The sequence below is a fragment of the Stenotrophomonas sp. I18B00994 genome, assembly GCF_014145825.1.
In the GTDB taxonomy this organism is placed as follows: domain Bacteria; phylum Pseudomonadota; class Gammaproteobacteria; order Xanthomonadales; family Xanthomonadaceae; genus Stenotrophomonas; species Stenotrophomonas maltophilia.
Window position 1 is genome coordinate 66805 of record NZ_JACIUW010000017.1, and the last position, 21317, is coordinate 88121.

Annotated in this window: 20 protein-coding genes and 1 riboswitch; of the genes, 11 read left to right on the top strand and 9 right to left on the bottom strand. The window is 67.8% G+C overall.

The window, feature by feature from the left end:
- Nucleotides 1-10: 10 nt before the first annotated feature.
- On the bottom strand, nucleotides 11-646 hold the full coding sequence (locus tag H4O10_RS16940) for a LysE family translocator (RefSeq protein WP_005407671.1): 636 nt from the start codon (nucleotides 644-646) through the stop codon (nucleotides 11-13).
- A gap of 152 nt (nucleotides 647-798) precedes the next feature.
- On the opposite strand from H4O10_RS16940, the gene H4O10_RS16945 reads away from it, so the two are divergent.
- The 3 genes from H4O10_RS16945 to H4O10_RS16955 all read left to right on the top strand — a co-directional run bounded on the left by H4O10_RS16945 (nucleotide 799) and on the right by H4O10_RS16955 (nucleotide 3293).
- Nucleotides 799-1200: an acyl-CoA thioesterase gene (locus tag H4O10_RS16945; protein WP_005407672.1), complete on the top strand. Its 402-nt coding sequence runs from the start codon at nucleotides 799-801 to the stop codon at nucleotides 1198-1200.
- Nucleotides 1201-1255: 55 nt separating this feature from the next.
- Nucleotides 1256-2071: an NAD-dependent protein deacetylase gene (locus tag H4O10_RS16950; RefSeq protein ID WP_049403802.1), complete on the top strand. Its 816-nt coding sequence runs from the start codon at nucleotides 1256-1258 to the stop codon at nucleotides 2069-2071.
- Nucleotides 2072-2192: 121 nt separating this feature from the next.
- Nucleotides 2193-3293 (top strand): NADH:flavin oxidoreductase/NADH oxidase, encoded by a 1101-nt coding sequence (locus H4O10_RS16955; protein WP_005411935.1) that lies wholly within the window; start codon nucleotides 2193-2195, stop codon nucleotides 3291-3293.
- 3 nt (nucleotides 3294-3296) lie between these two features.
- Here H4O10_RS16955 and H4O10_RS16960 read toward each other — a convergent pair whose 3' ends face one another.
- Complete coding sequence (locus tag H4O10_RS16960) at nucleotides 3297-4208, bottom strand: LysR family transcriptional regulator (RefSeq protein ID WP_033833250.1); 912 nt, start codon at nucleotides 4206-4208, stop codon at nucleotides 3297-3299.
- A 114-nt stretch (nucleotides 4209-4322) separates the two neighbouring features.
- On the opposite strand from H4O10_RS16960, the gene purU reads away from it, so the two are divergent.
- A complete protein-coding gene (purU, locus tag H4O10_RS16965) occupies nucleotides 4323-5174 on the top strand; it encodes a formyltetrahydrofolate deformylase (RefSeq protein ID WP_005411937.1) in 852 nt (283 codons plus the stop codon).
- 292 nt (nucleotides 5175-5466) lie between these two features.
- Here the strand turns inward: purU and pncA are convergent, their stop codons facing one another.
- The 4 genes from pncA to H4O10_RS16985 form a co-directional block, all read right to left on the bottom strand.
- Nucleotides 5467-6093, bottom strand: a complete 627-nt coding sequence (pncA, locus tag H4O10_RS16970; protein WP_049403799.1) for a bifunctional nicotinamidase/pyrazinamidase — start codon at nucleotides 6091-6093, stop codon at nucleotides 5467-5469.
- A 55-nt stretch (nucleotides 6094-6148) separates the two neighbouring features.
- A complete protein-coding gene (locus H4O10_RS16975) occupies nucleotides 6149-6820 on the bottom strand; it encodes an epoxyqueuosine reductase QueH (RefSeq protein ID WP_005411939.1) in 672 nt (223 codons plus the stop codon).
- Nucleotides 6821-6995: 175 nt separating this feature from the next.
- Nucleotides 6996-7225, bottom strand: a riboswitch (cobalamin riboswitch).
- A 103-nt stretch (nucleotides 7226-7328) separates the two neighbouring features.
- Nucleotides 7329-8738 (bottom strand): nicotinate phosphoribosyltransferase, encoded by a 1410-nt coding sequence (locus H4O10_RS16980; RefSeq protein ID WP_049454251.1) that lies wholly within the window; start codon nucleotides 8736-8738, stop codon nucleotides 7329-7331.
- A gap of 64 nt (nucleotides 8739-8802) precedes the next feature.
- Nucleotides 8803-9858, bottom strand: a complete 1056-nt coding sequence (locus H4O10_RS16985; RefSeq protein ID WP_086016255.1) for a bifunctional nicotinamide-nucleotide adenylyltransferase/Nudix hydroxylase — start codon at nucleotides 9856-9858, stop codon at nucleotides 8803-8805.
- A gap of 187 nt (nucleotides 9859-10045) precedes the next feature.
- Between H4O10_RS16985 and H4O10_RS16990 the strand changes: the two genes are divergently transcribed.
- On the top strand, nucleotides 10046-11938 hold the full coding sequence (locus H4O10_RS16990; protein ID WP_049454250.1) for a patatin-like phospholipase family protein: 1893 nt from the start codon (nucleotides 10046-10048) through the stop codon (nucleotides 11936-11938).
- A gap of 353 nt (nucleotides 11939-12291) precedes the next feature.
- On the opposite strand, the gene H4O10_RS16995 is transcribed toward H4O10_RS16990, so the two are convergent.
- Nucleotides 12292-13659 (bottom strand): short-chain fatty acyl-CoA regulator family protein, encoded by a 1368-nt coding sequence (locus tag H4O10_RS16995; RefSeq protein WP_049452549.1) that lies wholly within the window; start codon nucleotides 13657-13659, stop codon nucleotides 12292-12294.
- 115 nt (nucleotides 13660-13774) lie between these two features.
- On the opposite strand from H4O10_RS16995, the gene H4O10_RS17000 reads away from it, so the two are divergent.
- From H4O10_RS17000 to mmsB, 5 genes are read left to right on the top strand one after another with little or no spacing between them, the layout of a single operon-like run.
- Nucleotides 13775-15280 (top strand): CoA-acylating methylmalonate-semialdehyde dehydrogenase, encoded by a 1506-nt coding sequence (locus H4O10_RS17000; protein WP_012478809.1) that lies wholly within the window; start codon nucleotides 13775-13777, stop codon nucleotides 15278-15280.
- 14 nt (nucleotides 15281-15294) lie between these two features.
- Nucleotides 15295-16461, top strand: coding sequence for an acyl-CoA dehydrogenase family protein (locus tag H4O10_RS17005; protein WP_033833499.1), 1167 nt, complete (start codon nucleotides 15295-15297; stop codon nucleotides 16459-16461).
- Nucleotides 16458-17255, top strand: a complete 798-nt coding sequence (locus H4O10_RS17010) for an enoyl-CoA hydratase (RefSeq protein ID WP_005411946.1) — start codon at nucleotides 16458-16460, stop codon at nucleotides 17253-17255. The genes H4O10_RS17005 and H4O10_RS17010 overlap by 4 nt, the downstream gene beginning before the upstream one ends.
- Nucleotides 17252-18427, top strand: a complete 1176-nt coding sequence (locus H4O10_RS17015) for an enoyl-CoA hydratase/isomerase family protein (protein WP_049452548.1) — start codon at nucleotides 17252-17254, stop codon at nucleotides 18425-18427. The genes H4O10_RS17010 and H4O10_RS17015 overlap by 4 nt, the downstream gene beginning before the upstream one ends.
- Nucleotides 18424-19314: a 3-hydroxyisobutyrate dehydrogenase gene (gene mmsB, locus H4O10_RS17020; protein WP_005407687.1), complete on the top strand. Its 891-nt coding sequence runs from the start codon at nucleotides 18424-18426 to the stop codon at nucleotides 19312-19314. The genes H4O10_RS17015 and mmsB overlap by 4 nt, the downstream gene beginning before the upstream one ends.
- Before the next feature lie 148 nt (nucleotides 19315-19462).
- Here the strand turns inward: mmsB and H4O10_RS17025 are convergent, their stop codons facing one another.
- Both H4O10_RS17025 and H4O10_RS17030 read right to left on the bottom strand, forming a co-directional pair.
- Nucleotides 19463-19888 carry an organic hydroperoxide resistance protein gene (locus H4O10_RS17025; protein ID WP_014035621.1) on the bottom strand — a complete coding sequence of 142 codons (426 nt, stop codon included), beginning with the start codon at nucleotides 19886-19888 and terminating at the stop codon, nucleotides 19463-19465.
- A gap of 111 nt (nucleotides 19889-19999) precedes the next feature.
- Nucleotides 20000-20980 (bottom strand): cation transporter, encoded by a 981-nt coding sequence (locus H4O10_RS17030; RefSeq protein ID WP_005407688.1) that lies wholly within the window; start codon nucleotides 20978-20980, stop codon nucleotides 20000-20002.
- A gap of 104 nt (nucleotides 20981-21084) precedes the next feature.
- On the opposite strand from H4O10_RS17030, the gene H4O10_RS17035 reads away from it, so the two are divergent.
- Entirely contained in the window at nucleotides 21085-21264 is a 180-nt protein-coding gene (locus H4O10_RS17035) for a hypothetical protein (protein ID WP_033833506.1), read from the top strand.
- The last annotated feature ends 53 nt before the right edge of the window (nucleotides 21265-21317 follow it).

Consider the following 21317-nt stretch of genomic DNA (forward strand, 5'->3'; position numbering starts at 1 on the left):
CACGCCGCGATCAGCGCCGCCCTTCCACCGCCATGCGCACCGCCAGTCCGGCCAGCACCGTGCCCATCAGCCAGCGCTGCACCATCTGCCAGGTCGGGCGTGCGGCCAGGAAGCCGGCGATGCTGCCGGCGGTCAGCGCGATCATGCCGTTCACGCTGACGCTGACCAGGATCTGGGTGGAGCCCAGCACGATCGACTGCATCAGCACGCTGCCTTCGCTGTCCGGGTGCAGGAACTGCGGCAGCAGCGACAGGTACATCACCGCCACTTTCGGGTTCAGCAGATTGGTCAGGAATCCCATCGTGAACAGCTTGCGCGGGCTGTCCTGCGGCAGTTCGCGCACCGCGAACGGCGAACGGCCACCGGGCTTGAGCGCCTGCCAGGCCAGGTACAGCAGGTACAGCGCGCCACCGATGCGCAGCGCGTCGTAGGCGAACGGCACGGTCATCAGCAGGGCGGTGATGCCCAGTGCCGCGCACAGCATGTAGAACACGAAGCCCAGCGCCACCCCGCCCAGCGAGATCAGTCCCGCCATCGGCCCCTGACAGATCGAGCGCGAGATGACGTAGATCATGTTCGGCCCGGGCGTGAGCACCATGGCCAGCGAAACCAGCGCAAAGGCCAGCAGATCGGAAGTGGCGGGCATGGGGGGGCCTGGCAGTGGGCGTGGCGCAGTGTAACGCCTGCTGCAGGCGCGGCCTGCGCAGGCACCGCTGCCGGGTGACCGTTGCACATGCATTCCGATGGCCGTCACGCCGGTCGCTTAGAATCCGCAGCACCCCACACCGAAGCTCCCCCATGACCCCGATCCCCGAGACTGTGCCGCCCATCGAAGTGCGCATGGCCGAAATCGTCTTCCCCAACCACACCAACCACCTCGGCACCCTGTTCGGTGGCCAGGCACTGGCGTGGATGGACAAGGCCGCGTTCCTGGCCGCCGCCCGCTACTCGCGCCGTACCGTGGTGACCGCGCGCAGCGACCAGGTCGACTTCAAACTGCCGATCCGCATCGGCCAGATGGTGGAAACCATCGGCCGCATCGTCGAAGTCGGCCGCAGTTCGATGAAGGTGGAGGTGGAACTGGTCGCCGAAGACCTGCACAGCGGCGAGCGCAAGCTGTGCACCCGCGGCCACTTCGTGATGATCGCGCTGGACGAGGAAGGCCACCCGATCGCGGTGCCGCCGCTGCCGGCGGCCTGACCCGGACAACCGACCGGCGCTTGCGGGGGCGCTGCGGCGCCCCCATCTGGCAGCCATGACCCCGCCACTGACCGACTTCATCGACCGCGCCCAGCGCCTGTTCGTGCTGACCGGCGCCGGCTGCAGCACCGCCTCTGGCATTCCCGATTACCGCGATAGCGACGGCCAGTGGAAACGCACGCCACCGGTGACCTACCAGGCCTTCATGGGCGAGACGGCTACCCGCCAGCGCTACTGGGCGCGCAGCCTGCTGGGCTGGCCGCGCTTCGGCCTGGCCCGGCCCAACGGTACCCACCAGGCCCTGGCCGCACTGGAAAGCCGTGGCAAGCTGCAGGTGCTGCTGACCCAGAACGTGGACGGCCTGCACCAGCGCGCCGGCAGCCGTAACGTGATCGACCTGCATGGCCGCCTGGACCTGGTGCGCTGCATGGGCTGCGAGCGCCGCAGTGGCCGCGAGGACTTCCAGCAGCGCCTGCTGGACGCCAACCCCGGCTGGGATGCGCTGGAGGCCGGCGTCGCGCCTGATGGCGACGCCGACCTGGAGACCGATTTCTCCAGCTTCGTGGTACCCGGGTGCCCGCACTGCGGCGGGGTGTTGAAGCCGGACGTGGTATTTTTCGGCGAAAACGTGCCCCGCGAGCGGGTGGAGGCGGTGCACGAGCACCTGCAGCAGGCCGATGCGGTGCTGGTGGTGGGCTCGTCGCTGATGGTCTATTCCGGCTTCCGCTTCGTGCAGGCGGCGGCGAAGGCAGGGTTGCCGGTGGCGGCGCTGAACCGCGGCCGCACCCGTGCCGACGACCTGCTGCAGTTCAAGGATGAACGCGATTGTGCTGAGGCGCTGGCGTCGGTTATCGAACCATCGGCTGGGTAGAGTCGACTGTCAGTCGACTCTACAGGCCACCCGCCGCCGCGAAACAGCGATCCATCCAGATGGTTGATCCCGGAGCCGTGCGGCGGTGGAATACGCATCCCCTACGTCGTCCATCACTGTCTTGAGCCAGTTGTTTTCGCCGATCTCGTTCGGCCCCCTGACCCTGTCCAACCGCATCGTCGTCGCGCCGATGTGCCAGTACTCCGCCGAAGACGGCCGCGCCAGCGACTGGCATGCCATGCACCTGGGCAACCTGGCGCAATCCGGCGCCGGCCTGCTGATCCTGGAAGCCACCGCGGTCGAGCCGCGTGGCCGCATCAGCTGGGCCGACCTGGGCCTTTGGGATGACGGCACCGAGGCCGCGTTGGCACAGGTACTGGCCAGCGTCCGCCGCTGGTCGCCGATGCCGCTGGGCATCCAGCTCGGCCATGCCGGTCGCAAGGCCTCGGTGAACCGCCCTTGGGACGGCGGTGGCCAGCTGCCGGCCGACGATGCGCGTGGCTGGGCCACCGTGGCGCCGTCGCCGCTGCCGTTCCACGCCGCCGATCCGGCACCGCAGGAACTGGACGAGGCCGGCATCGCCGAGGTCATCGCCGCCTTCGCCGCCAGTGCGGTGCGTGCCGAGCGCCTCGGCTTCGAGCTGATCGAGCTGCATGCCGCCCACGGCTACCTGCTGCACCAGTTCCTGTCGCCGCTGAGCAACCGTCGCACTGATGGCTACGGTGGCTCATTGCCGAACCGCCTGCGCCTGCTGGTGGAAGTGTTCGACGCCGTGCGTGCGGCGGTATCGGACAAGGTCGCCGTGGGCGTGCGCATCTCCGCCAGCGACTGGGTCGATGGCGGCTGGGATCTGGTGCAGAGCGAAGCGCTGGCCCAGGTGCTGGACGCGCGCGGCTGCAATTTCCTGCACGTCTCCAGCGGTGGCCTGGACGAACGCCAGAAGATCACCGTCGGTCCGGGCTACCAGGTGCCGTTCGCGGCAGCGATCAAGGCCAAGGTGCGCATGCCGGTCATCGCCGTGGGCATGATCACCGAGCCCGAGCAGGCCGAATCGATCCTGCGCCATCGCCACGCCGATGCCGTGGCCCTGGCGCGCGGCATCCTCTACGACCCGCGCTGGCCGTGGCATGCCGCTGCCGCATTGCGCGACAGCGTGGAACCTGCGCCACAGTACCTGCGCTGCGAGCCGCGCGATGCGCGCGGCGTGTTCAAGACGCGCTGAGGCTCACACCCGCCAGGCCGGCGCGATGCCGGCCTGAAGGTGTTCGAACAGCGCGCGGATCTTGGCGGTGAAATCGCGGCGGTCGCTGACGCAGAAGTAGACCTCCATCGGTTCCGGGCGCCACGCGGTGTCGGCGCCGAACACCGCCTGCAGGCGGCCCTCGCGCAGGTACGGCTCGGCCACGAATGCGGCCAGCCGGGTGATGCCGGCACCGGCCGCCGCCAGCGTCGCCAGCGCATCGATGTCATCGCAGACCATGCTCGGTGGCAGCGCGGCGTCCACGCGCTGGCCGTCCTTCAGCAGGCCCCAGCGCAATGGCCGGCCATCGGTGGGGAAGCGGTGCAGCAACCCGCGATGACCGCCCAGATCGGAAGGCTGCTGCGGGGTGCCGTGCGCCTTCAGGTAGGCCGGCGAGGCACAGAACACGAACGGAACACGCGCCAGCTGCCGCGCGACCACCCCATCCTCCAGCTGCGCCCCGATGCGGATGCTGGCATCCACCGCTTCCGGGCCATGTTGCACGGCGCGGTCGGTCAGGCGCAGCTCCAGCTGCAGTTGCGGGTAGCGCTGCTGCAGTGAAGGCAGCAACGGTGCCAGCACGTGGCGACCGAACGCGCTGCTGCTGGCGATGCGCAGCGGCCCGGCCGGTTCGATGTCACCGGCGGTGACCATCGCCTGCGCGCGCGCCAGGTCGGCTTCGATGTGGCGCACCTGCGCCAGGTACAGCGCGCCGGCCTCGCTGAGGGCCAGCTGCCGCGTACTCCGGTTCAGCAACCGTACGCCCAGATGGGCCTCCAGCCGGTTGATGTTCTGGCCGACCGCGGTGGCGCTGATGCCAAGGATGCGGGCCGCGGCGGCAATGCTGCCGGTCTCTGCGGTGCGGGTGAAGCTGCGGATCAGTTGCAACAGGTTCATGACCGACCAGCTTGCCACGGGAAGGTCCAAGTATCGCTTGGTACTGAACCAAGCAGGTCGGTTGCACCCGTGATCATCCGGCCGCTGGGCAGGGCGCTGCCCTACACTGTGGCGATGCGCCCCGATTCCATTCTTACCCTGTCCTGCCCCGACCGCACCGGCATCGTCTACCGCGTGTCCGGCCTGCTGTTCGACCACGGCTGCAACATCCTCGACGCCCAGCAGTTCGGTGATGAGGAGAGTGGCCGCTTCTTCCTGCGCGTGCACTTCGACCGCGATGCCGGCCTGCCGCTGGAGACCGTGCACGCCGCCATGGCCACGCTTGCCGAAGGCTTCGGCATGGACTGGCAGCTGCACGATGGCCGACGCCGCGCGCGGCTGCTGGTGCTGGTCAGCAAACAGGGGCATTGCCTCAACGACCTGCTGTTCCGCGCCCACAGCGGCCAGCTGAAGGTGGACATCGCAGCAGTGGCGTCCAACCACGCCGACTTTGCGCCGCTGGCGGCGTCCTACCAGGTGCCGTTCCACCACCTGCCGGTGACCGCCGATACACGCGCGGTGCAGGAGCAGCAGATCATCGACCTGGTCGAGCGCGAGCGCATCGACCTGGTGGTGCTGGCGCGCTACATGCAGATCCTGTCACCCACGCTGTGCCGCGCGCTGGCCGGCCGTGCGATCAACATCCACCACAGCTTCCTGCCCAGCTTCAAGGGCGCGCAGCCGTACCACCAGGCACACGCGCGTGGGGTCAAGATCATCGGCGCCACCGCGCACTACGTCACCGAGGACTTGGACGAAGGCCCGATCATCGAACAGGACGTGGCCCGCGTGGACCATGCGATGGCACCGCGCGAACTGGTGCGGCTGGGCAGCGATACCGAATCGCTGGTGCTGGCGCGCGCGGTTCGCCGCCATGTGGAGCACCGCATCCTGCTCAACGGGCATCGCACGGTGGTATTCCGGTAATCGCCCATCCCGCGTCCGCCGGGCATGGCCCGGCGCTACCACGGGTGCTATCCGGTAGTGCCGGCCGCTGGCCGGCAACTGCAGAGGTCCCGAGGTTGCCGGCCAGCGGCCGGCACTACCGAATCCTGATTTCATCCAATGAAAAGCCCCCGGTTCGGCCGTCCCGCGATCTATAGGGGGGCGTAGTTAGGGGGCTGGATGAATCGATTGTGTTGTTGTGGGCAGGAGCGCGCAAGCGGCATAGGCGACGTGCGCGGTAGCGCCGCGCCGGGCCATGCCCGGCGGTCACGCCTCAGACGATCGCGATCCCCGCCTTGCCCAGCGCCTCGCGCACCATCACGTCGTTGGCTTCGGTCACCGGCTTGGTCAACTCCCACAGGAACTTCACCCGGAAGCCGGACTTCACCGCGTCCTGCGCGCTCCACAGCACGCAGTAGTCACGGGCCAGGCCGCATACGTGCACTTCGCGGATGCGGCGTTCATGCAGCCAGCCGGCCAGGCCGGTGGCCGGGCGCTCGCCCTCGGGGCCGTGGTTCTCGCGGAAGGCGCTGTACGAATCCACCTGTTGGCGCGTGCCCTTGCGCAGGATCAGGTCGGCCACGGTCCAGTCCACGCCCGGGTGCAGGGCGGCACCGGCGCTGCCCTGCACGCAGTGGTCCGGCCACAGGGTCTGCGGCTGCGCGTGCAGCAGGATGGTCTCGAACGGGCGTTGGCCGGGGTGCTGGCTGGCGAACGAGGCATGGTCGGCCGGGTGCCAGTCCTGTGTTGCCACCACGGTGCGGTAGCGGCGCTGCGCCAGCAGATCGGCAATGGGTGCCACCAGCGCATCGCCCTGGTCGCAGGCCAGGGCGCCACCGGGCATGAAGTCCGGCTGCAGGTCGATCACCAGCAGGGCGACATCGGCGGGCAGGGCGGTCATGGCAGTTCCGGTACAACAGAAGGGGCGACCAGCGTGGCCGCCCCATGCCTGCACGTCAATCGTCCTGCGGCGTCCCAGCGTCCTGCCCGTAGTACAACAGGCCGATCTTGATCCGCTCGCGGCCATTCTCGCGGCGATGGCGGTTGGCATCGCGCAGCGAGTACACGCAGCCGCAGTATTCCTGCTGGTAGAACTGCTCGCGCTTGCTGATCTCGATCATGCGGCTGGCACCGCCGCCCTTGCGCCAGTTGTAGTCCCAGTACTGCAGGCCTTCATAGCGCGAGGCGGCGCGGATGCCGCAGTCGTTGATCTGCGCCATGTTCTTCCAGCGCGAGATGCCCAGCGAAGAACTGATGGTGTCGTAGCCGTGCTCGTGCGCGTACAGCGCAGTGCGCTCGAAGCGCATGTCGAAGCACATCGTGCAGCGGATGCCGCGTTCGGGCTCGTTTTCCATGCCGCGTGCACGGCTGAACCAGTTGTCGGTGTCGTAGTCGCAGTCGATGAAAGGAATGCCGTGCTGCTCGGCGAAGCGGATGTTCTCCTGCTTGCGCAGCTCGTACTCTTTCACCGGGTGGATGTTGGGGTTGTAGAAGAAGATCGCGTAGTCGATCCCGGAGGCGGTGATCGCCTCCATCACTTCGCCGGAACAGGGCGCGCAGCACGAATGCAGCAGCAGGCGCTTGCCGTCGGCGGGCAGGGTCAGGGTGGGGCGTTGGAGCTCGGTCATCGTCAGGTACCGCATGGACCGCCGGCAACGGCGGTGGCCCATGCATCAGCGCGTGGGTGAACGGGTCTGGCCGGATACCGTGAACAGGACGCGCGCGGCCACACCGCCTGCACGCGCAGGACGACGACGGCCCCGGCAACCTCCCCGCGGAGATTCCAGGTCGAGTCAGGGGACGGTCGTGTCCCCCGGCCGGGGCCGGTATTCGGGCTGATGGACTCGGGCCGCAGCCCACCTACTACCTGCCGCTTCCCAGGCGCGAGCCCAGTGCTGTTGGCAGGATTCGTTTCCATTCACCGCTGCGGGGCAGCTCCGGAATGGACGCGCGAGGCGCCTTCACCGGATTCCCGTTTAAATCCCTCCCCGCGCCGCAGCGATGGGAGGGATACCTTCGGCGTGTGCAAGGTGGACCTGTTGGTGGCGCCGGTCAAGAGCGCAGGGGGCAGAGCCCGCTGCGCTGCAACGGGATCCAACCCCGGTCGGGATGCACCTTCCCGGTCGGGATGCACCTTCAATGCCCCACGGCCGCCCGCGTGCGGATGTCGTCCAGCCGCTGGTCGTGCAGCAGGCGGCCGTTCTCCCACACGGTCACCATTGCGTCCTCGAAGCCGTCCGGCAGGGTGTCGTCGCCATTGGCCGGCAGTGGCACCGTATGCAGGCTGCCATCGTCCAGGCGGCGCAGCAGGCGCATGCGGCCACGCTTGCTGGCCTTGCCGGCGTCGGTGACCGGATCCTTGTAGACGTCGATCCACTCACCCTCGACCCGCGCCGCCGAGCACTTCAGCGCGAACTTCTGCGTATCGCGGTCCAGCCGCTGCAGCAGTGCACCGCCCATGCCGAAGGCCACGTTGTCGACGGCGTAGCCGTCGTCGGTGATGCGCTGCAGGATCGCGCGGATGGTGTCCGGATTGATGCCATCGCCCTGGATCACCCGCACGTGGTTGAGCACGCGATAGCCCTTGCCGTTGAGGCTGTGGCCGAAGGCTTCATCCAGCCGGCGCAGGCTTTCGGCCACCACCTCCACCGGGTCACCCGAGTCGGGACGGATGACCAGGGTGGCGCCCGACGCGATCACGTCATCGCGCAGGGTGGTGCCCCAGTGTTCGCTGATCGCGCGGTAGATGTCATAGCTGTCCGACACCACCGCCACGATCGAACCGGGCTTGCCGAACTGGCGCAGCATGTTGCGATAGGCGTCCACCTCGCGTTCGCGGCCCCAACTGGTGATGGTGCTGTGCTCGGCGGCCGGAATCGAATAGCCGGCCATCGGCGCGTGATAGTGCGCGCGTGCCAGGCACAGCGCCGACACGGTATCGGTGCCGAGGAAGTTGACCAGGTGCGCGGCACCGCCCAACGCGGCCGATTCCAGGCTCGATACACCGCGCGCGCCGAAGTCGTGCAGCTTGAACGGCAGCTGCCCCTGCGGGTCGTCGCTGGTCTGCTGCAGGAACGCGGCGATGGTCTGCCGTGCGTGCCAGCTGATGGTGGCCACGGTGACCGGATACCACACGCGCAGCAGCAGCGTTTCCAGATACGACGGCACCCAGAACGCAGCCGGATCGGTCGACTCGATGGTCATCAGTGCCTGGTGGGTGGGCACCACGCTGCCCTCGGGAACGGCGCGGATGCGCACCGGCAGGTGGCCGCCAAGCCGGTCGACGATATCGCGCCAGCCGGCCTCGTTGAACGGTTCGCCATGGGCGGCGAATACCGCAGCAGCGTCGTCGATGTCGGCGTGGGTGACCGGTCGTGCCAGCGCGTCCTTGAGGATCGCCTGCAGGCCGAAGAACACCGTGCGATCGTGCAGGCCGCCACGTGATTCGACGTAGAAGAACGTGGCATCGGTACCCGGCGGGTACTGCAGCCAATGGCTGACCTTGTAGCTGTCGGTGTTGAGGAGAAGATTATCGAGGTAGTGCATGACGGAAGCTCCTTCGCGTCGAGTGACACCAGCGGTCTGTCCGCCAGTGGGGAGGCCGGGCCTGTCAGCCGCGGCCGAGGAAATACTCCAGGATGTGCAGGTGGTCTTCGAACAGCTGCGGGCCCATGTCCAGGGCTTCACTCACCGGTATCCAGCGCGCCTTGTCGGCGTCATCGCCGCCGCGCACCGGCGGCAGGTCACCGGCCGGAAACTCGAAGTGGAAGCCGTGGGTGATGGTGCGGCCGCGCTGGCTGCGGTCGGGGTGGTCGAAGACCTGCTGGCCCTTCAGCGAACCCTTCAGCACCGGCAGTGGAATCTTCAGCCGGGTTTCCTCGCGCAGTTCGCGCAGGCAGCTGTCGAGCAGGCTCTGTTCCTGGCCGACGAAGCCGCCGGGCAGCGCCCACAGCCCCTTGCCGGGTTCCGAGCGGCGACGCACCAGCAGCACGTGTCCTGAATGCACCACCACCGCATCGGTGGTGACGAAGGTGGGCGCGTAGGGCGCATCCTTCCAGGCGGCCTTGTACTGTTCGATGAAGCGGTACTCGGCCACCAGTTGGCCATACGCAGGCGCGCTTTTGCGGAACGCTTCGAGCATGTCGTACACCGGCGCCGGCACATTGCCACGCAGCATCAGCAGCGCGCCGTGGAAGTCGACGTCGCCGGCTTCGAACAGGTAGCGCCGCAGCTCGGTGGCCGACAGGGTGGCGGTATGCTGCACGTCCACCAGCGGCCACTGCGGGAACTCGCGCAGGTAGTAGCTGGACGCGTCCTTGTCCATGCCGATCAGGCCCACCTTCGCATCGGCGGCGGCGCCGTCGTTGCGCAGGGCTTCAGCCACCTGGCGCTGCACGTTGGCGATCCACTGCGCTTCGTTGTACAGGTGGTCACGCAGCGGGCGGATCAGCAGACGGTCGGTGTGGCCATCGAGGGCGGCCTGGATCATCACGGCGCGTTCGGCCACGGTCCAGGGATTGCGCAGGCTGCGGGGGGTATCGGCAGAGCCGACCAGGAAGATCAGCTTGCGGGCCCGGCTCAGGGCCAGGCGGGCAACGGCGGCGTGGCCGTTGTGGAAGGGCTCGAATCGCCCGATGAAGACGAGATAGTCGAATTCCATGAGAATCCCTCATGTCGTTGTGGCAGCCGCGGGTCTGTCCCTTGGCTTGCTGCAGATGCTACGCCGATGGCGGGGCGGGTCAAGCCTGCAGCCGTGCTTTCTGCTGAACGGCGCATTGCGTGCGCGGACTGCGCCGTTGTTCTCAGGCCCTGAGAAGCCCCTGCGCCATACTGGCACCCACGCGGCGGACGGCATGCTCGGGGGCAAGACAGTGGCGGACAAGTACTGCGATCTGGTCATGAAAGGCGGCATCACCAGCGGCATCGTGTACCCCAATGCGGTACTGGCGCTGGCGCGCGAGTATCGCTTCAAGAGCATCGGCGGCACTTCGGCCGGCGCCATCGCCGCCGCCGTGGCGGCTGCGGCGGCCTGCGGTGATCGTCGCCAGCAGGCCGGCGAGCACCTGCCCGGCGATGCAGGCTATGGCGGGTTGTCGGCGGTGTCGGCGCAGCTGTCGCGGCGCGGCTTCATCTACAGCCTGTTCCAGCCCGCACGCGGCGCACGCGCGGCCTATCGCCTGCTGGTGGTGCTGACCGGCAATGCCAGCCTGCCGCACAAGCTGCTGTGCCTGGCCGTTGCCGTGTTCGAGATCGCGCCGCTGGAAGTGCTGGTGTCGCTGGCGCTGCTGCTCGGCCTGGGCTGGTGGGGCGGTGGTTGGAGCGGGGTGGCGGCCACGCTGCTGCCGTCTCTGCTGTGCGCGTACGGTGCGGGTGTGGCCGGTGCCGCGCTTCGTGTGGCACGCGTGGCGCGACGCAATCTGCTGGGCCTGTGCAGCGGCCTCGGCCGCGATGCACGCACGCCGGCACTGACCGAGTGGCTGCACGAATGCCTGCAGCAGTTGTCCGGCAAGCCGCTGGATGCACCGCTCACCTTCGCCGACCTGCACGATGCGCCGCGCTATGCCGGCGAGCCGGACAGCCCGCATGCGATCAGCCTGCAGATGATCACCACCTGCGTGTCGCACAACGAGCCGCGCACGCTGCCGCTGGGCGGCGCGCAGTTCTGGTTCCTGCGCGAGGAATTCGAGCAGCTGTTCCCGGCCAGCGTGGTGCAGTGGCTGGTGACGCAGGCCGGCCCGCCGCTGGAGGTGGAAGGGCGGCAGTACTACCACCTGCCGCCGGGCCCGAAGCTGCCGGTACTGGTGGCCACGCGCATGAGCCTGAGCTTCCCGCTGCTGATCAGCGCGGTGCCGCTGCATGAACCCTCACGCCGCGAACGACGCTGCGAGCCGACCGCGCCGGCGGCCGACCCCGAGCACAACGTGGCCGACAGCATGGAAGGGCTGACCAGCGCCGGGCAGGCTTGCGGCCCGGTGATCACCGCCTTCCGCATCTGCTGGTTCTCCGATGGTGGCATCAGCAGCAATTTCCCGATCCATCTGTTCGATGCCGCGTTGCCGCGCTGGCCGACCTTCGCCATCAATCTGGTCTACCCGCAGCACGCTGAAGAGGTGAACCACGGCAGCAGTGGCCGCCAGTCGCTGGAGCACGCGGTGTTCCTGCCCACCGAGAACCGACACGGCTGGCAGCGCACCTACCAGTCGATCGCCACACCGCTGGCGGCCGCCGAGCTGGGCCGCTTCCTGTTCGCGGTGGTGGCGACCATGCAGAACTGGCGCGATCTGCTGCAGGCGCGCGCGCCGGGCTACCGCGACCGCATCGTGCACGTCAGCCTGCAGGGCGACGAAGGCGGCATGAACCTGGACATGCCGCAGGAGGTGCTGACCCGCATCGCCGACAAGGGCAGCCTGGCCGGTGCGCGCTTCTGTTCGTTCTCGTTCGAGAACCACTACTGGATCCGCTGGCGCAACCTGGCCTCGGCCTACCAGCGCTACACGCTGGAAGTGGCGCGTACCGACGACCCGGCGCAGCAGGTGCTGGCCTACCGCGCGGCCTATTCGATGGTCGCCCGGGGTGAACCGGCACCGCCGTCGTACAAGCTGGGCTCGGACGACAAGCGTCGCGGCTCGCAGCAGCTGTGGGCGCAGATGGTCGAGCAGGGCCGCACCTGGGAAGACCTTGGCCCGGACCTGACCGACGGCGCACCACGCCCGCTGCCGCAGATGAAGGTGACGCCGATCTACTGACCGGGTAGCAGATCCACGCCATGCGTGGATGGAACCCCGTTGAAGTCGAGCATTTCGAACATTCATCGAAGAGCATCCACGCGTGGCGTGGATCAAGCGTGTCGACCAAGGTCGACACCTACCCACAGCAGCAAAGGATGCCGTTTTGACAGCTCGCGGAGATCTGTCGAAGGCGGGGTGGGTCCGGTGGCGGGGGTGTCCGCGGCATGGATGCCGCGGCCAAGCCCCCAAGGACGGGTCTACGGCGTCCCCCGCCACCGGACCCACCCCGCCATCCCACGGAAAGCCCGCTGTTGCTTTTGCTGTTGCCTTGGATTGAAGCAGGTGCAGGGCGCAGCCCTGCCGAACCAACCCTACCGCCCCGGCAACTGCGCGAACGCGCGCTGCATGCAGTCCTCGCGCGGGCACACCCGGCAACCCGGCCCGATCGACACCGAGTTCCCCGGGCTCTGTACATCCAGCCCCAGCGAATACACCAGGCGTTCGGCATGCTGCAGGTCGCAGCCCAACGCCACCGCGAACGTCTTGCGTGGCTGGCCATGGCCCACCGGCCCGCTGCTGACCTGCCGCGCCAGCCAGAAATGACGGCGGCCATCGGGCATGCGCGCGGTCTGGGTGAGGATGCGCCCGGGCTGGTTGAACGCCTCGTAGACGATCCACAGCGGGCACGACCCTCCCACCTGCGAGAAGTGGAAATCGGTGGCCGAATGGCGTTTGGACACGTTGCCGGCACGGTCCACGCGGATGAAGAAGAACGGCAGCCCGGGCGCACTGCGCCGTGCCAGCGTGCTCAGCCGATGGCAGACCGCTTCGAAGCCCACGCCGAACTGGTGCGCCAGCAGCTCGATGTCGTAACTGCTGGTCTCGGCCGCACGCAGGAAACGCATGTACGGCATCACCAACGCACCGGCGAAGTAATTCGACAAGCCAATCCGCGCCTGCGCGATGCGTGCCTCATCGCTGAAGCCAGCGCGCGCCACTACCGCATCGATCTGCGGCAGGTAGCCGTGAAGGGCCAGCTCGGCCGCCATCTGGAACGCCTGCTGGCCGGGCTCCAGGTAATCGGGCAGCCACAGCCGCCGCGCATCGGCATCGTATTGCCGTTTCTCGCGCCCGGCCTGCAGTGCGGCCACTTCCACCAGCACGCCATGGCGGTCGGCCAGCAGCTGGCGCAGCCGCGGTGCCACATGCCCGGGCGACAGCCCCCATTCGGCGAACAGCTGCTCGGCCAGCTCGTCCAGTTCGGGGATGTGGTTGTGCATGCGGTTGAAGAACTCGCGCACCTGGTCACCGGCGGGCAGGGTGCTGCCGGCACCGGGCTCGCCCAGCTGGAACTCCAGCGCGGCGGCATGCTCGCGCAGCGCCAGGTGGCGGCGGTGCAGGTCCAGCAGTGCGCGGCTGACCTGCGGCAGGTTGCCGGCCAGGGCGCGCAGCTCGGTCGCGCTCACTTCGGCCAAGCCGAGGTCGCGCAGGGTCTCGCCCAGGGCTTCCTGCAGGGCAGCGGGCTCATCTTCGTCGAACAGTGAGGAAACATCGCCCAATACCTCGCCCAGCTTCTTCTGCACGGCCGGGGTGAGTGGGCGTTTGTTGCGCTCGATCTGGTTCAGGTAACTGGCCGACAGGCCCAAGGCGCGGGCCAGGTCCACCTGGCTGTAGCCGCGTTGCTCGCGCAGCCGTAGCAAGCGCAGGCCAAGCTGCCGCTGGGTGGCTGAATAATTCACAGAATTAACATGAATCGTCTGGCGTGTTGGCCAGATTAAGCGGATTCAGCCCGGAAATCGAGACGGGTGATGTGAATAATGCCAAGCATCTTTCGCACCCCGTGGGATTGTCGTCATGACTGTTGCAGCGCCCCGTATCCGCATGCTGATCGATGGCCAGTTCGTTGAATCGGCCACCTCCCACTGGCAGGACGTGATCAATCCGGCTACCCAGGACGTGCTGGCCAAAGTGCCGTTCGCCACCACCGGCGAAGTGGACGCCGCCGTCGCCGCTGCCAAGGAAGCCTTCAAGACCTGGCGCAAGACCCCGATCGGTACCCGCGCGCGCATCTTCCTGAAGTACCAGCAGCTGATCCGCGAGAACATGAGCGAGCTGGCCCACATCCTCACCGCCGAACAGGGCAAGACCCTGCCGGACGCCGAAGGCGATGTGTTCCGTGGCCTGGAAGTGGTCGAGCACGCCGCCGCCATCGGCAACCTGCAGCTGGGCGAGCTGGCCAACAACGTGGCCAATGGCGTGGACACCTACACGATCATGCAGCCGCTGGGCGTGTGCGCTGGCATCACCCCGTTCAACTTCCCGGCGATGATCCCGCTGTGGATGTTCCCGATGGCGATTGCAACGGGCAACACCTTCATCCTCAAGCCGTCCGAGCAGGACCCGATGGTCACCATGCGCCTGGTCGAGCTTGCCTTGGAAGCCGGCATTCCGAAGGGCGTGCTGAACGTCGTCCACGGCGGCGAGGAAGTGGTCAACGCGATCTGCGACCACCCGGACATCAAGGCCGTGTCGTTCGTCGGCTCCACCCGCGTCGGTACCCACGTCTACAACCGCGCCTCGCTGGCCGGCAAGCGCGTGCAGTGCATGATGGGCGCCAAGAACCACGCCGTGGTGCTGCCGGACGCCAACAAGGAACAGACCCTCAACGCGATGGTCGGTGCCGCCTTCGGTGCCGCGGGCCAGCGCTGCATGGCCGCCTCCACCCTGGTGCTGGTCGGTGAGGCGCGCAACTGGGTGCAGGACCTGGTCGAAAAGGCCAAGACGTTGAAGGTCAGCGCCGGCACCGTGTCCGGCACCGACGTCGGCCCGGTCATTTCCTGCAGCGCCCGTGAGCGCGTGGAAGGCCTGATCGCCTCGGGCGTGGAGCAGGGCGCCAAGCTGGTACTCGACGGCCGCAAGCCGCAGGTCGATGGTTTCGAGAAGGGCAACTTCGTCGGCCCGACCATCTTTGCCGGTGTCACCACCGACATGCGCATCTACCAGGAAGAAATCTTCGGGCCGGTACTGGTCATCCTCGAAGCGGAAACGTTGGAAGACGCCATCGCGATGGTCAACAGCAACCCGAACGGCAACGGCACCGCACTGTTCACCCAGTCCGGCGCGGCCGCGCGCAAGTTCCAGGAAGACATCGACGTCGGCCAGGTCGGCATCAACGTGCCGATCCCGGTGCCGGTGCCGCTGTTCTCGTTCACCGGTTCGCGCGCCTCCAAGCTGGGTGACCTCGGCCCGTACGGCAAGCAGGTGGTGCTGTTCTACACCCAGACCAAGACGGTCACCGCGCGCTGGTTCGATGACGAGACGCTGAGCCACGGCGTCAACACCACGATCAGCCTGAAGTAACGGCAGGAGCAGCCATGAGCCACTCGATGACGACGGAACTGGAAGAAGCGCAGCAGGCGTACCGCGAGGCGGCGCGCGACTTCGCACAGGCCGAACTGGCGCCGCACGCCGCGCGATGGGATGCGGAGGGCATCTTTCCGCGCGAGGCGATCGCCAAGGCCGGTGAACTGGGCTTCTGCGGCCTGTACATGGACCCGGAAGTGGGCGGCAGCGGCCTGAGCCGACTGGACGCCGCCGTCGTCATCGAGGAGCTCGCCAACGTCGATCCGTCGACCGCGGCGTACATCAGCATCCACAACATGGCCTCGTGGATGGTGTCCAAGTGGGGCCAGCCGGCCCTGCGCGATGCGTGGGGCGCCGATCTGTCCTCGGGCAGCAAGCTGGCCTCGTACTGCCTGACCGAACCGGGTGCGGGTTCCGATGCGGCGTCGCTGAAGACCACCGCCGTGCGCGATGGCGACTTCTATGTGCTGAACGGCTCCAAGGCCTTCATTTCCGGCGCCGGTGCCACCGAGCTGCTGGTGGTGATGGCGCGCACCGGTGGCCCCGGTGCCGGGGGTGTCAGCGCGATTGCGGTGCCGTCGGACCTGCCGGGCATCAGCTTCGGCCGCAAGGAAGAGAAGATGGGCTGGAACAGCCAGCCCACCCGTGGCATCACCTTCGAAAACGTCCGCGTGCCGGTCAGCCACCTTCTGGGAGAGGAAGGCGGCGGATTCAAGCTGGCGATGAAGGGTCTGGACGGCGGCCGCATCAACATCGCCGCCTGCTCGCTGGGTGCCGCGCAGGGTGCGCTGGATGCCGCACGCCGCTACATGGGCGAGCGCCGCCAGTTCGGCAAGGCGCTGGCCGAGTTCCAGGCGCTGCAGTTCAAGCTGGCCGACATGGTCACCCAGCTGGTCGCCGCCCGGCAGATGGTGCACACCGCCGCGCGCAAGCTCGATGCCGGTGCCAGCGACGCCAACGTGTGGTGCGCGATGGCCAAGCGCTTCGCCACCGATGCCGGCTTCAACGTCTGCAACGAAGCGCTGCAGATCCACGGTGGCTACGGCTACATCCGCGAATACCCGATCGAGCGCCTGCTGCGTGACTGCCGCGTGCACCAGATCCTGGAAGGCACCAACGAGATCATGCGGGTGATCGTTGCCCGTCACCTGCTCAACACCGAAGAGGAACTGCGATGAAGGATTGGCGTACCCAGGAGCACGTGGGCCTGAAGGTGGAGGTGGATGGCCACACCGCCGTGGTCACCCTGAACAACCCGCCGGCGCACACCTGGACCGTGCACAGCCTGTCGGCGCTGCGCGACCTGGTGGGCGCGCTCAACGCAGACCGCGACATCTACGCGCTGGTGATCACCGGTGACGGCGAGAAGTTCTTCTCCGCCGGTGCGGACCTCAACCAGTTCGCCTCCGGCGACAAGGCCGCTGCACGCGAGGCCGCGCGCCGCTTCGGTGAAGCCTTCGAAGCGCTGTCCGGTTTCCGTGGCGTGTCGATCGCCGCGATCAACGGCTACGCCATGGGCGGTGGCCTGGAATGCGCGCTGGCCTGCGACCTGCGCATCATCGAAGACCACGCCCAGGTCGCGCTGCCGGAGGCCACCGTCGGCCTGCTGCCGTGTGCTGGCGGCACCCAGAACCTGCCGCGCCTGGTCGGCGAGGGCTGGGCCAAGCGCATGATCCTGCTGGGCGAGCGCATCAATGCCGAGACCGCACTGCGCATTGGCCTGGCCGAAGAAAAGGTCGGCAAGGGCGAAGCCAAGGCACTGGCCCTGGAATGGGCGAAGAAGGCCGGCAAGCAGAGCCCGACCAGCATCGCCGCCTGCAAGACCCTGGTGCAGTCCACCCGCACCGGCACCCACGCCTCGGCGCTGGTGGCCGAGCGTGAAGCCTTCGTCGACCTGTTCGACACCGCCGACCAGGTCGAGGGCGTGACCGCCTTCCTGGAAAAGCGCACCGCGCAGTGGAAGAACGCATGAGCACCGACACCGTTGCCGACGACGCACCGGTGCTGTTCGAGGAGCGCGTGGCCGGCAACGGCGCGCGCATCGGCATCGCCACGCTCAACGCGCCGCGCACGCTCAATGGTTTCTCGCTGCCGATGGCGCACCTGCTGCTGAAGCAGCTGAAGGCCTGGGCCGATGACGACGGCATCGCCATGGTGGTGCTGCAGGGCGCCGGTGAGAAGGCGTTCTGCGCCGGCGGCGACCTGCACAGCCTGTACAAGAGCATGGTCGCCTTCCGCGAGGCCGGCTGCAGCGACATCCGCGAGAACGACTACGCCGCCGAGTTCTTCGACGTCGAATACCGCGTCGATCATCTCATCCACACCTACGCCAAGCCGATCCTGTGCTGGGGCCATGGCATCGTGATGGGTGGCGGCATCGGCCTGATGTCCGGCGCCAGCCACCGCGTGGTCAGCGAGCGTTCCAAGCTGGCCTTCCCGGAAATCACCGTCGGCCTGTTCCCCGATGTCGGTGGCAGCTGGCTGCTGCCGCGCGTACCGGGCAAGGGCGGCCTGTTCCTGGCGCTGACCGGCGCACTGCTCAACCCGGGCGATGCCATCTACGCCGGCCTGGCCGACGTGCACGTGGCCGAAGAGCGCCGCAGTGCAGTGTTCGATGCGCTGCTGCAGGTGGCCTGGTCCAGTGATTCCGCACACAACCACGAACGCCTGACCCATCTGCTGCAGTCGCATGCCAGCGATGCCGCCACCGGCCCGCTGCTGGCCAATGCCGCGCAGGTCGAGGCGCTGTGCGAGGGCGATGACCTGCCCGCGATCATCAACCGCATCAGCAAGCTGCAGACCGACGATGCCTGGCTGCAGGCGGCACAGAAGACCCTGGCTGCCGGCGCACCGGGTTCGGCACGGTTGGCGTACGAACTGCAGCGCCGCAGTGCCGGCCAGGACCTGGCCGCGATCTATCGCCTGGAGTACATCGTCGCCCTGCACTGCGCCGCCCACGGTGATTTCGCCGAAGGCATCCGCGCGCTGCTGATCGACAAGGACCGCAATCCGCAGTGGAACCCGGCCACCCTGGCCGAGGCCACCGGCGCGTGGGCCGACACCTTCTTCGCTTCCCCCTGGGCCGATGCCGCGCATCCGCTGGCCGACCTGGGTACTCCCCTTGTTGAAAGGAGCCTAGCATGAGCCGCATTGCATTCATCGGGTTGGGCAACATGGGTGGCCCGATGGCCGCCAATCTGGTCAAGAACGGCCACAGCGTGCGCGTGTTCGATCTGGTCCCGGCCGCGGTGCAGGCCGCCGTCGATGCCGGCGCCAGCGCTGCTTCGTCGGCACGCGACACCCTGGCCGATGCCGAAGTGGTGATCTCGATGCTGCCGGCCAGCCGCCATGTCGAAGGCGTGTACCTGGGCGACGACGGCATCCTTGCCGCGATTCCGGCCGGTGCGCTGGTCATCGACTGCAGCACGATCGCCCCGGCCAGCGCCCGCAAGGTCTCCGAAGCCGCTGCCGCGCGTGGCCTGCAGATGATCGACGCACCGGTGTCCGGCGGTACCGCCGGTGCCCAGGCCGGCACCCTGACCTTCATCGTCGGTGGCGAAGAGGACGCGCTGGAACGCGCGCGCCCGGTGCTGCAGGCGATGGGCAAGAACATCTTCCATGTCGGCGCCAGCGGCGCCGGCCAGGTCGCCAAGCTGTGCAACAACATGGCGCTGGGCGTGATCATGGCGGTGACCGGTGAAGCCATCGCGCTGGGCGTGGCGCACGGCCTGGACCCGAAGGTGCTGTCGCAGATGATGGCGGTCAGCACCGGCCGCAGCTGGGCCACTGAAGTGTGCAACCCGTGGCCGGGCGTGCTGGAAAACGCGCCGGCCTCGCGCGGCTACAGCGGCGGTTTCGGCAGCGATCTGATGCTGAAGGACATGGGCCTGGCGGTGGAAGCGGCGATGAGTGTCGGTGCCTCGATTCCGCTGGGCGAAGTGGCCCGCAACCTGTACTCGATGAACCACCAGGCCGGCCGCGGCAAGCTGGATTTCTCCAGCGTCGTGCAGCTCATCACGAGCGAGAAGTGACCTGGTAGTGCCGGCCGCTGGCCGGCAACCTCATGCCCCCCTGTGGGACAACGAAGGTGGGATGGGCGGATGTTCGGTTTCGACCGGCATCCGCCCATTTTTTTGCTCTTTACGTTGGTAGTGCCGGCCGCTGGCCGGCAGCACCCCATCAGGCAACGATCAGCGTCACGTCGATGTTGCCGCGGGTGGCATTCGAGTACGGGCACACGATGTGCGCCTTCTGCACCAGCTCTTCCAGCTGCTCGCGCGGCACGCCCGGAGCGCTGATGGTCAGCTCGGCTTCGATGCCGAAGCCGGTCGGGATCTGGCCGATGCCGACCTTGCCAGTGACGGTGGTGTCGGCCGGCAGCGCGACCTTGGCCTGGCCGGCCACGAACTTCAGCGCGCCCAGGAAGCAGGCCGAGTAGCCGGCGGCGAACAGCTGTTCCGGGTTGGTGCCCGGGCCACCGGCGCCGCCCAGCTCGCGCGGGGTCGACAGCTGGATGTCCAGCACGTTGTCGGAGGAGACGGAACGGCCTTCACGGCCGCCGGTGGAGGTGGCCTGGGCGGTGTACAGAACCTTTTCGATGGACATCGGGATGCTCCTGGTCGGTGGGTGGGTGGTGCGTTGGAGCGTACTTTGCCCGGTTTCCGCGTACGTTGGGTTGCAGGGCGTACGAAAAACTTGATCGATCGTCCTGGTGGCCTAGATCGTCCACTCGCGGTCGGTGGTGAACATGATGGTCAACCAGCGGTCCGGCGAGGCCTCGCCCAGCGCGTCGCCGATCTCGTCGCGCAGCTGGTCCCATTCCACCAGCGGCCGCGGCGGGTCGTTTTCCGGCACCACGAAGAACAGCTCGATCTGCTCGCCTCGCCCCACCTGCGCCACGTAGCTGCGGTGCTCGACGAAGCCATGCTTGGCCACGATCGCGCGTGCCACGGCATCCACGTGCGCCTGCAGCTCCGGCGGGGTGACCAGCAGGATGCCGGCCAGCGCCCGGCGCACGGTGCCGAGCGGGGCGATCATCACCAGCACGCAGACGAAGGCGAGGATGGCCGGGTCGATGTACGGCCCGACCCAGGCCCACGAGGTGCCCTGCACCAGCACGCCGCCGAGGAAGGCCAGCAGGTAGCAGGCTGACATGCTGGCCGCGATCACCCAGTTTTTCGCATCCAGTGCGATGAACTCCGAGCCGATGCGGCGGTTGGCGCGCAGGATGAACCAGGCCAGCGCGCCTTCGCCGACGATGGACAGCCCGGCGAAGGCGATGGCCGGGCCCAGTGCGATGTGGCGGCCACCGGACATCAGTGCATCCACCGCATTGACCAGGGCATACAGTGCCGCACCGATCATCAGCGTGCCGCTGACCCCCAGCACGATCGGTTCCAGGTGCCAGAAGCCCATGGTGAAGCGTTGGTTGAGCCTCGACTGCAACGCGTCGGTCTGGGTGGACAGCGCGATCAGGCGTGCCACCAGCAGCGACAGCCAGGTCATGACCACGTCGATCAGGCCGTAGATGCCGTCGAAGATGATCAGCGAGGAATTGGCCAGCAGGCCGAATACCACTGCGGCGGCGGCCAGCAGCAGCGAGGCGGCGATCGACAGGCGCAGCACGCCCTGTTCGGTGGCGGGGTCGAAGAACTGCGGGCGGTGGGTGGCCATGGCCCGATTGTAGAGCGGCGGCATGCTTCGCTGCCTTCCGCTGTCCGGCATCGTCGCAGAACGTCGAGGACATCGCCGAGACGCCCAGCGAGCGTGACCGCGGATTCGTCGCCCAGGGCATGGCCAACATGGTCATCGAACTCCTCGGCCGCATGCTGGATATGCAGCGCTACGATGCCGGTGACACGCAGGTCTACCGCGTGCGTGGGCAGGTGTTCTTTGCCTCGGCCGGCCCTCTGGGTGCGGTGTTCGATTACCCGCACGTGACGCCGAAGGTACAGATTGATCTGCGCGACGCCCACCTGTGAGACCTGACCGCCTGAGGCGGCAGTGTTTCAAGAAGCAGACCGCCTATGGATGG